11 protein-coding genes and 1 pseudogene are annotated in these 11,996 nt (G+C 62.1%); 8 read left to right on the plus strand and 4 right to left on the minus strand.

The features are described 5' to 3' along the window. Positions 1-230: 230 nt before the first annotated feature. Positions 231-2,045, plus strand: a complete 1,815-nt coding sequence (locus HU766_RS25275) for an ABC transporter ATP-binding protein/permease (protein ID WP_186661570.1) — start codon at positions 231-233, stop codon at positions 2,043-2,045. 34 nt (positions 2,046-2,079) lie between these two features. Here HU766_RS25275 and HU766_RS25280 read toward each other — a convergent pair whose 3' ends face one another. After that, complete coding sequence (locus HU766_RS25280; protein ID WP_186661572.1) at positions 2,080-2,784, minus strand: SOS response-associated peptidase family protein; 705 nt, start codon at positions 2,782-2,784, stop codon at positions 2,080-2,082. 100 nt (positions 2,785-2,884) lie between these two features. On the opposite strand from HU766_RS25280, the gene HU766_RS25285 reads away from it, so the two are divergent. After that, entirely contained in the window at positions 2,885-3,313 is a 429-nt protein-coding gene (locus HU766_RS25285; RefSeq protein ID WP_033696667.1) for a S24 family peptidase, read from the plus strand. Positions 3,314-3,572: 259 nt separating this feature from the next. Then, entirely contained in the window at positions 3,573-4,871 is a 1,299-nt protein-coding gene (locus HU766_RS25290) for a Y-family DNA polymerase (protein ID WP_186661574.1), read from the plus strand. Here HU766_RS25290 and HU766_RS25295 read toward each other — a convergent pair. Continuing rightward, a pseudogene (locus tag HU766_RS25295) lies at positions 4,868-4,999 on the minus strand (ArsB/NhaD family transporter); the annotation flags it as partial. The gene HU766_RS25290 and the pseudogene HU766_RS25295 sit on opposite strands and share 4 nt — an antisense overlap. Before the next feature lie 344 nt (positions 5,000-5,343). On the opposite strand from HU766_RS25295, the gene HU766_RS25300 reads away from it, so the two are divergent. From HU766_RS25300 to HU766_RS25315, 4 genes are all read left to right on the plus strand, one after another. After that, complete coding sequence (locus HU766_RS25300; RefSeq protein WP_186661576.1) at positions 5,344-7,584, plus strand: TonB-dependent siderophore receptor; 2,241 nt, start codon at positions 5,344-5,346, stop codon at positions 7,582-7,584. 114 nt (positions 7,585-7,698) lie between these two features. Further along, complete coding sequence (locus tag HU766_RS25305; RefSeq protein WP_186661578.1) at positions 7,699-7,986, plus strand: iron transporter; 288 nt, start codon at positions 7,699-7,701, stop codon at positions 7,984-7,986. Then, positions 7,983-9,503 (plus strand): PepSY-associated TM helix domain-containing protein, encoded by a 1,521-nt coding sequence (locus tag HU766_RS25310; RefSeq protein ID WP_186661580.1) that lies wholly within the window; start codon positions 7,983-7,985, stop codon positions 9,501-9,503. The genes HU766_RS25305 and HU766_RS25310 overlap by 4 nt, the downstream gene beginning before the upstream one ends. After that, positions 9,500-9,832, plus strand: a complete 333-nt coding sequence (locus HU766_RS25315; protein WP_186661584.1) for a DUF3325 domain-containing protein — start codon at positions 9,500-9,502, stop codon at positions 9,830-9,832. The genes HU766_RS25310 and HU766_RS25315 overlap by 4 nt, the downstream gene beginning before the upstream one ends. A gap of 20 nt (positions 9,833-9,852) precedes the next feature. Here the strand turns inward: HU766_RS25315 and HU766_RS25320 are convergent, their stop codons facing one another. Together HU766_RS25320 and HU766_RS25325 are read right to left on the minus strand one after the other, a co-directional pair. Beyond that, positions 9,853-10,368: a DUF4880 domain-containing protein gene (locus tag HU766_RS25320; RefSeq protein WP_186661587.1), complete on the minus strand. Its 516-nt coding sequence runs from the start codon at positions 10,366-10,368 to the stop codon at positions 9,853-9,855. Positions 10,369-10,802: 434 nt separating this feature from the next. Continuing rightward, on the minus strand, positions 10,803-11,114 hold the full coding sequence (locus HU766_RS25325; protein ID WP_033696675.1) for a hypothetical protein: 312 nt from the start codon (positions 11,112-11,114) through the stop codon (positions 10,803-10,805). An 88-nt stretch (positions 11,115-11,202) separates the two neighbouring features. Here HU766_RS25325 and HU766_RS25330 point away from each other — a divergent pair, with 88 nt between their 5' ends. After that, the gene (locus HU766_RS25330) at positions 11,203-11,910 is read left to right on the plus strand and encodes a LexA family transcriptional regulator (RefSeq protein ID WP_033696676.1); all 708 of its coding nucleotides are present in this window, start codon (positions 11,203-11,205) and stop codon (positions 11,908-11,910) included. Positions 11,911-11,996 lie beyond the last annotated feature (86 nt).

An 11,996-nucleotide genomic window follows, 5' to 3' on the forward strand; every position in this document is an offset into this window, starting at 1 on the left:
AACGATGCATCGCCGATGGTAGTGTGGGGTCTCCCCATGTGAGAGTAGGTCATCGTCAAGATTCATTTCGCAAAACCCCTATCTGCGCAAGCAGGTAGGGGTTTTGTCTTTTCCGGCTTGCACTCTCTATCGCGCTGCCGGGCACCCGACAATGAAATCTGCGTCATCTATGCCTGATCAATCGCGGGGTAGTGCTACCCTCGCGGAAATACTCAGCATGGATACCCATCATGGAAATGAACTGGCACCAGGCCCTGCAAGAGAGTCTGAGCTGGCTTGCAATTGCCTCGTTCATCACCTTGGTCTGCTTCACCGCAGCCGCCACACTGGCAGTACGCTATACCCGCTGGGGCAGCCAGTTCTGGCAGCTTGCCGGGGCATATTTCAGCTTCAGGCGCAGCTGGCGGCCGTTGTTGGTGTTTGCCTTGCTACTGGTGCTGACACTGTTCTCGGTGCGTCTGAACGTGCTGTTCTCGTTCTGGTACAACGGGTTCTACAGTGCCCTGCAAGGCCTCGACCAGAATGCCTTCTGGTACCTGCTTGGGGTATTTGCGGTGCTGGCGACCATTCACGTATTGCGCTCGCTGTTCACGTTCTACGTGACACAGGCTTTCAGCATTCAATGGCGAGTCTGGCTCACCGAGCGCTTGACCCGCGACTGGATGCATGGCGATGCCTATTACCGTAGTCAGTTCCTCGCTGAGCCGGTAGATAACCCTGACCAACGTATCGAGCTGGACGTAAACGCGTTCGTCAGCAGCTCGGTGTCGCTTGCGCTCGGCGCGGTCAGCGCGCTGGTCTCGCTGGTAGCCTTCACTGGCATCCTCTGGGGGTTGTCGGCGCCGCTTGAAGTGGCGGGGTACGAGGTACCACGGGCGATGGTCTTCGCCGTGTACCTGTATGTGATCGTCGCCACCTGGATCGCTTTTCGTCTCGGGCGCCCGCTGATTCGCCTGAACTTCCTCAACGAAAAACTCACCGCCAACTTCCGTTACGCCCTGATGCGTCTGCGCGAAAATGCCGAGAACATTGCCTTCTACCAGGGCGCGGATGTCGAGCGGGGTACGTTGTTGGGCCGCTTTGGCGCATTGATCGTCAACGCGTGGGCACTGGTCTTCCGAAACCTCAAGTTCAGCGGCTTCAACCTGGGCATCAGCCAGGTCGCCGTAGTGTTCCCGTTCATCCTCCAGGCGCCGCGCTTCTTCAGTGGCGCAATCAAGCTGGGTGACGTCATGCAGACCTCCCAGGCATTTGGCCAAGTGCAGGATTCGTTGTCTTTCTTCCGTGAGTCCTACGATGCGTTTGCCCAATACCGTGCCACCCTCGATCGTTTGACCGGCTTCCTGGATGCCAACGAGCAGGCCAGTTCACTGCCGCGCGTCAACACCGAGGAACAGGCGCACGCCCTGGATATCACCCGTTTGCAGGTGCTTCGCCCCGATGGCCATCACCTGATCGCCGACCTCGCCCTGAGCCTGCGTGCCGGTCAGGCGCTGTTGATCAAAGGGCCGTCGGGTAGCGGTAAAACCACCTTGTTGCGCGCCCTGGCGGGCCTCTGGCCATACGCCGAAGGTGAGGTGAAACGGCCTACGGGGCATCAGGCGTTGTTCCTGTCGCAGCGGCCCTACCTGCCGTTGGGTGACCTGCGTACCATCATCGCCTACCCCTCGGCCAGCGTGCCCGAGGACGAAGCGCGCATGCAGCAGGCTTTGCGCCAAGTCAACCTGGCCCACCTTGCCGAGCGCCTAGATGTCAGTTGTGACTGGTCGCACATACTCTCGGTCGGTGAACAACAACGCCTGGCGTTTGCCCGCGTGCTGTTCAACCAGCCCCAGGTGGTGTTTCTCGACGAGTCCACCTCGGCAATGGATGAAGGGCTGGAGCATGCGCTGTATGCGCTGTTGCGCAGCGAAATGCCAGGCACCTTGCTGGTCAGTGTCGGCCACCGCAGTACCTTGGCGGCGTTCCACACCCACCGCCTGGAAGTGGATGGGCATGGGGGGTGGTCAGTACAGGAGCAGCACCCGGCGCAGGTTCCGGTTTAGCGACATTGCACACGCGGATAACGGCAAGACGACGTCAGGGCTGGTGCTCGGTATGCTGCATCACGATCAACTCGGCACCGTCGTTGCGCACATTCCCTACGTCCTTGCCCACCGCAAACCACTCGAACGCCTCCACCGGCAGGCATCGCTCCCGCGCCAGGCGTTCGGCTTGTGTGGCTGGCACATCAGCGTCAATCCACGCGCGCGCGTCCGCCGGCCCCAGCACCAGAGGCCGGCGGTCATGGATGTCGACCATTCCCTCATCACTGGCGGCGGTGATGATCACGAAGCCATCGCCCTCGCTGGGCGCCAGCCCCGTGTGCACTTCGGCCAACGCGGCCATGAACATCGGCGCGCGGCTTTTCAGGCGGATGTAATAGGGCTGCTTGCGCTTGGCATCGTGCGGGTCGGCCACCCATTCGTACCAACCATCCGCCATTACCAAGGCCCGCCCCTGAGGCCACAGAGCCTTGAAGAACTTGCCGGTGGTCACTGTCTCGACCCGCGCATTGATGGGGGCCGGGTGTTTGCGAGTGGCCCAGAAAGGTGCCCAGCCCCAGTGGCAAGGGTCGATGCGCAGGCCGTGCTCGGCATTGTGCAGGATCAGCACCCGGCTGCCGGGGGCAACGTTGTAGCGTCCGATTGGCAGGTTGTCGTAGCCGCTTATTACGTCCTGTTCGGCGTCCAGTTCACGCAGGTAATCGGCCAGGCCCTGATATTGAGCGAAGCGTCCGCACATGGCATCTACCCCCACTTGTCGAAATTTCCTACGCCGAAATTGACCTGATACTCAGCAGGTCGATACTGTATCTATATACAGTTAATTTCAAGGCCGTGCCATGACATCCATCCTGGGCCCCATCACCTGCGGTAGCGGTGTTGTTCCACGTTATCTGTTCCGTATCCCGGCAGGCTTTCCGTCACCGGCGGCGGATCACATGGAGCAGCCCATTTCGCTGGACGAACTGTTCAACCTGCGCGCCCCGCACATGTATCTGGTCAGGATAGACGGCGACAGCATGCAGGGCGCCGGGATCTTCGACGGCGACCTGGTGCTGGTCGACCGCTCCCTCGAAGCGCGGCATGGCCAGATCGTGATCGCTGCGGTCAATGGCGAGCCGCTGTGCAAGCGGCTGCACCGCATTGGCGGGCAGGTGGCGTTGCGCTCGGAGAATCCGCGTTACCCGCCGAGGTACATCCTCGAAGGCGACGAGTTGACGATCTGGGGCGTGGTGACGTTCAGCGTCCGCAGCCATGACCTGAAATAGCGGCGCAGCCCGTTCAGCGCAGCAGGCCAAGCCCTGCAAAGGTAGCCCCGGCGCACACTGCGTGGGATCTTCGGCAAGGCCTTGGCGGTGGCCATGTGCTGGGGTTTCTCGACGCTGCGCATCGCGGGGCCTCGGCCTGGTGGCTACGTTCGAAACTGTAGGAGCCCTGGCCCAGGATGCAAATCGGATGAGCGGGTCGCAGCATCCGCGCAGCGATGTGTTTAACTGTATATAAATACAGTATTTGTGTTGCCGCCCGATGAATCCTTCTCCCGTTTTCGCCCTGATCGATTGCAACAGCTTCTACGCCAGTTGCGAGCGTGTGTTCCGCCCCGATCTGTTGCGCACACCCATCGTCGTGTTGAGCAACAACGACGGCTGCATCATCGCCCGCAGCGCCGAGGCCAAGCAGTGGGTGAAGATGGGCCAGCCGTATTATCAGGTGAAGGAGCTGCTGCACCGCCATGGTGTCGTGGCTTTTTCATCCAACTACGCGCTGTACGGCGACATGAGCCAGCGCGTAATGACGGTAATCGAAGGCATGGTCCCGGCACTGGAGGTGTATTCCATCGACGAAGCTTTCGCGGACCTGGCCGGCGTGCCTGGCGACCTCGACTACCTTGGCCGTTGCATTCGCGAGCGGGTGCTCAAGCACACCGGCATCCCTGTGGGCGTTGGCATCGCCGGCACCAAGACCCTGGCCAAGCTGGCCAACCATGCGGCCAAGCGCTGGGCGGTGCACAGCGGCGGGGTGGTCGACCTGCGGGTTGCGTCGCATCGTGAGTGGGTGCTGAAAAAGTGCGACGTGTCCGAGGTCTGGGGCATCGGCAAGCGCCTCACCGCGCATCTGCAGGGCTTGGGCATCCGCACGGCCTGGGACCTGTCCCGCGCCGAGCCGGGCTTGTTGCGCAAGACCTTCAGCGTGGTGGTGGAAAAGACCGCGCGCGAACTGGCCGGCACGCCGTGCCTGCAACTGCAGGACATCGATCCGCCACGCCAGGAAATCTGTTGCAGCCGTATGTTCGGCCAGCGCCTGACCGAACTGGCGCCCATCAAGGAAGCAGTAGCCACCTACGTGATGCGCGCCTCGGAGAAGTTGCGTGGCCAGGGTTCACTGGCGAGCAAGATGCGTGTCAGCATCCGTACCGGCATGTTCAACCCGGACGAAGCCAAGTATGCCAATGGCGTGGTGGTGCAGTTGCCATACCCTACCGATGACGTGCGGCTGCTCACGCGCATGGCCCTGGAGGCAGTGGGCCGGGTGTATCGGCAGGGCTTTCGCTACAGCAAGGCAGAGGTGTTGCTGTTGCAGTTGTGCCGGCGCGGGGAGTTCACCGGCGACTTGTTTACGCCGTCGCAGACGCTGCAGACGGAGCGGGTGATGAGCGTGATCGACGGTGTGAATGCGCGCTGGGGCAGGGGCACGCTGCGCAGTGCGGCGGTGCCGGCGGCGGCGCAATGGGCGATGCGGCGTGAGTTGATGAGCGCAGGCTTTACCACGCAGGTGGATGGGTTGTGGCGGGTAAACCGCGCGCCCACAGCGCGCCGGTGCACCTAAATACTCAAGCGCACCGCCAACGCCGCCAATGTCACCAGCAACACCGGTACCGTCAGCAGTACCCCGACCTTGAAGTAATACCCCCAGCCAATGCTGACCCCTTTGCGCGCCAGCACATGCAGCCCCAGGCTCGACACCACCACCAGCGGCAGGCTGGCGGTGTCGGCGATGAAACCTGCGCCCATCACGTAGGCCAGAGTCGCGGCAGGCGAGAAGCGCAGCGCCAGCAGCATCGGCATGGCGAGGTCTCGATGGGCCAAAGAGGCCGCCACAGAGTAGGGCAAGCTCGGGCGTTTCAGCAAAGTTCCGTTACAAACATGTAAATTTCGTAAATAAGATTTAAACTCATTTGAGAATCACTATATTTACCACCCCTATTGACCTCCACATTGTGTTTGCGAGGGCGGTGGGCGAGGGCTCTCCGGCCTGGCAAGGATGTGCCTTTCGCTCATGAACCGCAGGAGATGTACCGATGCAATCCAGAACCTCACCCAACAGCCTGGCCCTGGCGTTCGTCGCGCTGGCCTCGCCGGCCATGGTCGCGACCGCAGCCCACGCCGAAGAGCAACGCACGGGTGAAGTGCTGGAAGTACCGGTTGCTGAAAATGCCCTGGTCATCCAGGACACCCTCGTCACCGCCGAGCGCGAGGCGCGGCAGGCACTGGGTTCGTCGATCATCACCGAAGAAGACATCAAACGTCACCCCCCGAGCAATGACCTGTCCGAGCTGATCCGTCGCGAGCCTGGGGTCAACCTGACCGGCAACAGCGCCAGCGGTGCGCGCGGCAACAACCGGCAGATCGACCTGCGCGGCATGGGGCCGGAAAACACCTTGATCCTCATCGACGGCAAGCCTTCGAACGCCCGTAACGCCGTGCGCTACGGCTGGAACGGCGACCGCGACACCCGTGGCGAAACCAACTGGGTGCCGGCTGAAGCGGTCGAGCGCATCGAGATCCTGCGCGGGCCGGCGGCGGCGCGTTACGGCTCCGGCGCCATGGGTGGGGTGGTCAACATCATCACCAAGCGCCCGACCGATGAGCTCAAGGGCAGCGTCAGCCTGTACACGCAGATGCCCGAAGACAGCGCTGAGGGTGCCAGCCGCCGCGCCAACTTCAACCTGGGCGGCGGGCTCACCGAAAACCTTGGGTTCCGCCTGTACGGTGGCCTGGCCAAGACCGATGCCGACGACCTGGACATCAACGCCAGCCATGCCAACAGTGCGTTGTCGGCTGGCCGCGAAGGCGTGCGCAACAAGGACATCAACGGCCTGTTGAGCTGGAAGCTCAACGACGAGCACCGCCTCGAAGCCAGCGCCGGCTATAGCCGCCAAGGCAACCTCTACGCCGGCGACACCATGAACAGCAACGGTGGCAGCAATGTCGAGCTGATCTCCAGCCTGTATGGCCACGAGACCAACGTGATGCAACGCAACACCTACGACCTGACGCACCTGGGCGATTTTACCTGGGGTACCAGCAAGACCACCCTGGCCTATGAATACGTGCGCAACTGGCGCCTCAATGAAGGCCTGGCCGGTGGCCCGGAAGGCGCGATCAACGACAGCGGCGCGGCCATGTCGCGGCTGCGCAATACACGCCTGAGCAGCGAAGTGAACCTGCCGTTCGCGATGGGCAGCACCGAACATGTGCTGACCCTTGGGGGGGAGTACCTGTACGAGTCGCTGAACGATCAGGGCTCGTTCCGCCCGCAGAGTTTCGACCCGAGCGGCGGTGGCAACGACGCGATCAACGGCTTCGATCGCAGCAACTCGAAGATGACCGCCAAGAGCTACGCGCTGTTCGTCGAAGACAACATCATTGTTGGCGACACCACCGTCACCCCGGGCTTGCGCTTCGACCACCACGAAACCTTCGGCGACAACTTCAGCCCTAGCCTGAACCTGTCGCACAAGCTGACCGAGGCGCTGTCGCTCAAGGGCGGTATTGCCCGGGCCTACAAGGTGCCGAACCTGTACCAGTCCAACCCCAATTACTTGCTCTACAGCCGGGGTAACGGTTGCAGCGTGCAGCAGACCAACTCCGGTGGCTGCTACCTGCAAGGCAACGCCGACCTCAAGCCCGAGATCAGCGTCAACAAGGAGATCGGCCTGCTGTACGACCGTGGCACCTGGCGTACCAGTGCGACCTACTTCCGCAACGACTACAAGAACAAGATCATCGGTGACACCGATGTGCTCTACACCATCAACAGCGGCCGTCGCGTGACCCAGTGGGAGAACGCCGGCGAGGCGCGCGTGGAAGGTATCGAGGGCAACTTCTTCATCGAGCTGACCCCGACCCTGGACTGGAACACCAACCTGACCTGGATGCTCGACAACGACAGCCGCGAGACTGGCGAGCCGCTGTCGGTGATCCCGGAGTACACGGTCAATACCACCCTCGACTGGCGCGCCACCGACAAGCTGTCGTTCCAGGTCGCGGGTACGTACTTCGGCAAGCAGAAATCGCCGACTTACAACTACCGCACCCAGGAAAGCTACGACCAGGATGCGCAGCAGGATGTGGAAGCCTACGGCCTGGTGGACGTGAGCACGGGATACAAATTCAACGCCAACTATGACGTGCGGGTGGGGGTGAACAACGTGTTCGACAAACAGATCCTGCGCGGTGGCAATGCCAGCAGCTCGGGGGCCAATACCTATAACCAACCGGGTCGGGCGGTGTTTGCCTCGTTGAACATCACCTTCTGACCCCTGGGGCCGCTGTGCGGCCCTTTGCGATCGGTCCGGCGCCCCGGCAAGGCCGCTCCTGTACGCAGGCGCGGCCTTGCTTCGCGCCCCATCATGACCTTTGAGGGACACCCGATGATCCAAGCCCCCGCCTGGCTGCAGATCCTCTCCCGCAGCGCGGCCGCACTGTTTGGTGGCTACGCGCTCAGCTACGCCGCCAGTGCCTGCCTGGCCCGGTTGTTGCCGCTGTCGGCCGCCGACGCAGTCATTGTCGCGACCCTGCCAGCGTTCGTTTTCTACACCGGCGCAATCCTCTGGGCCTTTGCCAGCCGTGACGCCGTGCGCGCCTGGGTACCCTTGGCCCTCGCCGCACCGCTGGCATTGCTCGGCTTCTGGCCGCAGGCATTGGGGTGGCTGGCATGAAGAATACCTTCACACAATCGATGGCCTGGCTGCATACCTGGGCCGGGCTGATCTTCGGCTGGCTGTTGTTCGCCATCTTCGTCACCGGCACCCTGGCGGTATTCGACAAGGAACTCGACCACTGGATGCAGCCAGAGGTCCCGGCTACCGAGGTTTCCCAGGCCGATGCCGCGCGACGGGCCGTTGCCTACCTGCAGGCCCATGAACCGCAGGCCGGCAACTGGGGCATCAGCCTGCCGACCGAACGCTCGCCGGGGTTGCGCGTATCCACCGGCGACCGTCGCCATGGCGGTGGCGTGCAGCTCGACCCGCGAACCGGCGAGGCCATCGAGGTGCGTGACAGCGTTGGCGGCAACTTCTTTTTCCGCTTCCATTTCACCCTCGACCTGCCGCGCAACTGGGGCATTTTCGTGGTCGGTGCGTTGGCGCTGGTGATGCTGGCCGCACTGGTCACGGGCATCGTGATCCACAAGAAAATCTTCAAAGAGTTCTTCACCTTCCGGCCCAACAAGGGCCAACGTTCATGGCTGGACTTTCACAATGCCAGCGCTGTGCTGTTGCTGCCGTTCCACCTGATGATCACCTATACCGGGCTGGTGATCTTCATGCTCATCTACATCCCGGCAGGGGTCGATGCGCTGTTCGAAGGCGACAGCCGCGCCTACTTCAATGCCCAGGGCAATGCCCGCCTGGAGCAGCCTCGGCAGCTGGCCAGGCAGCCGGGCCAACTGGTCGATGTGGCACCGTTGCTGGCCCAGGCCGAGGCCCGGCTGGGGCCGCTGGGCGGCCTCAACATCCGCAACCCCAACACGGCCGGTGCGCGCATCGAAATCCGCCCCGAGCTGGGTAACCGCATCGCCCTCGCCAAAGGCCAGGCCATGGTCTTCGATGGCGTCAGTGGCGAGCTGCTCAGCGATGTACCGCAATGGCGCGCGGCCCCCCTGACCCAGCGGGTGATGGTCGGCCTGCACTTCGCGCAGTTTGGCGGTTACCCGATGCGCTGGTTGTACTTCATCTGTGGGCTGGTCAGTTGCGTGATGATCGCCAGTGGGTTGGTGTTGTTCTGCGTCAAGCGTGGGCGCAAGTATGCCAACGGCACGGCCCAGGCTTCGGCGCGGCGCTGGTACCGGGTGGCCGAAGTGTGCAATGTCGGTTTCATCAGCGGCTTGCTGCTGGCTTGCGTGGCCCTGCTGTGGGCCAGCCGCTTGCTGCCGGTCGAGCTGGCGCAACGGGAAAGCTGGGAAGTGCGTACGTTCTTCGGTGTGTGGGTGTTGGCGCTGTTGCATGCAGGCCTCAGGCCGGCCCGGCGGGCTTGGGTCGAGCAACTGCTGCTGGTGGCCGTGCTGTGCATCGGCTTGGGCGCACTGGGCGGCGTGGGGGATGCGATGCGCGTGGGGGTGGTACTCAGTGCCCTGGTGATGGGCGTTTTGCTGGGGCTGGTGGCGTGGCGGGTGGGCATAGCGGTACCGGCGCCGATCCGGGCCAAAGCTGGGCGCAATGTGGAGGCTGGCACATGATGATGTGGATCACAGGTGGCGTGTTGTTCGCTTACGTCGGCATGCTCGGACTGTGCCAGGGCCTGGAACGGCATTACAAGCAGGTATGGCAGCGGCCCTGCCCACGTGCGCTGCGTGTGGGGTTGCGCGGCGCGGGGTGGCTCGCGTTGCTGGTCAGCCTGCTGTTGTGCGCTCAAGCCTGGGGTTGGGCCATGGGGCCGGTGGCCTGGCTGGGCGCGATGTCGTTGTCGGGGATGCTGCTGGTGATGCTGCTGCCGTACTGGCCACGGCTGGCAGTCGGCTTGGCGGCGGTTGTGCCTGTGTGGGGGATGGTGCAGCTGTTTGGGTGATGCCCGTTACTGAGCAGGGGTCAGGCCCAAAAGCCAAACAGCAGCAACGCTGCAACGCCTAGGCCCATTGCAATCGAACACCCCCCCAACGACAGCGCCGCGCGCCCTTGGCGGTACCAACCGTCCTGGCCAAGTTGCCGGGCCGGGGCCAGTAGGCTGCGCCAGCGCAGCTCGGTGTCGTGAAACGCCTGCAAGTTCGCCGGGTCGGCATCCAGCCAGCGGCGAAAGTCGATGCGCTCGCACGCGCTCACGTGGGGGCTCTGCAGGCGCACGTACCATTGCCCGGCAACGCTCGCCAGCACATCGAGGCGCGAACGGCCTGCCTGCAGCGCCTGGTTCATATGGCGCTCGATGCTGCTCAACGGCAAATCAAGCCGGGCAGAGAGGGTGGCGAAATCCAGTTGGTCGAGACGGTTGAGCAGGAACACTTGCTGGACGCGTCGGGGCAGGCGTTTCAGGGCATGCAGCAGGGCGTCTTCGGCAGCGTGCTCGGCAGTGGGGGTTGGGTGTTCAAGGGGCAGCAGCAGACGTGTCATGGACAGCTCCTTGCTCAAAGGGGGAGGTGTGGGGGCATCTTCCTTGATGCCTCATCAGCGTAGGTGAAACGAGATTGATTCTCAAGTGCTGATTCGGCAAAGTTTTGTAATGAGCGTTCACGGTCTGACACACTTTTGCTATCATGCCGGCCATTCACGATCTTCATTAGCCTGAAGAGCAAAAAAAAAGACCCGGCAAAAAGCCGGGTCAAAAACCGTGATTAGCCTGATGAGGAGATAATCTGAGAGCGACCTAAGCTCCAGGTTATCCAGCAGATCTCGCGATCAGCTGAGTGCAATAATAATCGTTATCATTTGCCAGTCAAATGATTTTTCGCTAATTCGGTAAAATAGTTTTACCGATGCGCTTCCTTGTCCCGGCAATCGGGGCCTTTGCCGTTACCCGGCCATCACGTATCTCCCTTCCTTGTTACCTACAAACCCGTCTGCGCGGTGCGTTTGTGCTCCAGCAGTGCGCGCGCCATGTCCATCATGTGCATCAATGCGAAGGTCAGCTCACGCTGGGTGCCTTGCTGATGGACAGCGGTTTCCTGCGCCGTGGCGGCGGCACAGCGGAGCAGGGCGATGGCGTGCTCCTGGGCTTGCTCACCGCTTACGCCTTCGTGGAGCGTCCAGATCTTGTTCTCGGTGCTGGGGCGCGTCGGGTTGGGGTTGAGGTAGTAGTCGAGGGCGCGGCGGGCCGCTTCGCTGTCGAGATCTGTTTCGTCGTTTTGCGGTGGTTTCATCCTGATACCTGCGAATGCCAATAGGGAAAGGGTTCAGGTCGATACTAATACCTAAAGTATTTTCGCGCTTTCTGATAAATAATACTGAATGTTTATTGAGCGCCGGAAGGCAGTCCGTATCGTGCCAGCGATGAATATGGATAAATGGATTGCCCTCGTCCGCGACCGGATGGAGGAGCTAGGGCTTACTCAAGAGCAGCTTGCCGAGCGCGTTGGCGTGTCGCAAGGCAGCGTAGGGCATTGGGTGAACAAGCGGCGACAACCGAAGATCGAGTCGATGAACCGAACGTTCATCGAGCTTGGCATGCCTCATTACAATGTCAGCTTACGGCTGCGCATCGTGGGGCAGGTTGGCGAGGCGCGAGGCATCTATGATGTGGATGATGCCGACGACGACCTGGATCTCATGCAATACATCGTGTGTTTCCGCTACCCGGTACTGAGTTGGGATGAACTCGGTGCAGAGGCGCTGGCGGAGCCTGTTGCATACGAGCAGACGGACTACATGGCCCAGGGCAAGGCGTTCTGGCTGACCGTTGAAAACGATGCGATGAGTGCCGCCAGTGGCCGCAGCGTGCCGCAGGGCATGCGCATGCTGGTGGACCCAGGGGTGGAGGCTGAGCCGGGGCGCTTGGTCATCGCCCGCCAACCTGGCAAACAGGCGATTTTCCGTGAGCTGGCCGAAGAGGGTGGGCAGTTGTACCTGAAGGCGCTGAACAGCAGCTACCCGGCACTGTTGTGCGAGGAGGGCTGCGTGTTTCTGGGCGTGGTCGTGCGGGTGCATGGGGCGTTTTGACTGCTGGTTTTTTTGTAGCGCCTATGTAATCGAGCGCCGCCCGCGCGGCACTCGATCGCATAGACACCCCAAACCTCAAGCCGGGC

The organism is Pseudomonas sp. SWRI77 (assembly GCF_014269105.1).
In the GTDB taxonomy this organism is placed as follows: Bacteria; Pseudomonadota; Gammaproteobacteria; order Pseudomonadales; family Pseudomonadaceae; genus Aquipseudomonas; species Aquipseudomonas capeferrum.

Bases quoted from the DNA above. Each gene is read 5' to 3' on its own strand.
- HU766_RS25275 (WP_186661570.1), top strand. From the start codon at position 231: ATGGAAATGAACTGGCACCAGGCCCTGCAAGAGAGTCTGAGCTGGCTT.
- HU766_RS25280 (WP_186661572.1), bottom strand. From the start codon at position 2,784: ATGTGCGGACGCTTCGCTCAATATCAGGGCCTGGCCGATTACCTGCGT.
- HU766_RS25285 (WP_033696667.1), top strand. From the start codon at position 2,885: ATGACATCCATCCTGGGCCCCATCACCTGCGGTAGCGGTGTTGTTCCA.
- HU766_RS25290 (WP_186661574.1), top strand. From the start codon at position 3,573: ATGAATCCTTCTCCCGTTTTCGCCCTGATCGATTGCAACAGCTTCTAC.
- HU766_RS25300 (WP_186661576.1), top strand. From the start codon at position 5,344: ATGCAATCCAGAACCTCACCCAACAGCCTGGCCCTGGCGTTCGTCGCG.
- HU766_RS25305 (WP_186661578.1), top strand. From the start codon at position 7,699: ATGATCCAAGCCCCCGCCTGGCTGCAGATCCTCTCCCGCAGCGCGGCC.
- HU766_RS25310 (WP_186661580.1), top strand. From the start codon at position 7,983: ATGAAGAATACCTTCACACAATCGATGGCCTGGCTGCATACCTGGGCC.
- HU766_RS25315 (WP_186661584.1), top strand. From the start codon at position 9,500: ATGATGATGTGGATCACAGGTGGCGTGTTGTTCGCTTACGTCGGCATG.
- HU766_RS25320 (WP_186661587.1), bottom strand. From the start codon at position 10,368: ATGACACGTCTGCTGCTGCCCCTTGAACACCCAACCCCCACTGCCGAG.
- HU766_RS25325 (WP_033696675.1), bottom strand. From the start codon at position 11,114: ATGAAACCACCGCAAAACGACGAAACAGATCTCGACAGCGAAGCGGCC.
- HU766_RS25330 (WP_033696676.1), top strand. From the start codon at position 11,203: ATGTTTATTGAGCGCCGGAAGGCAGTCCGTATCGTGCCAGCGATGAAT.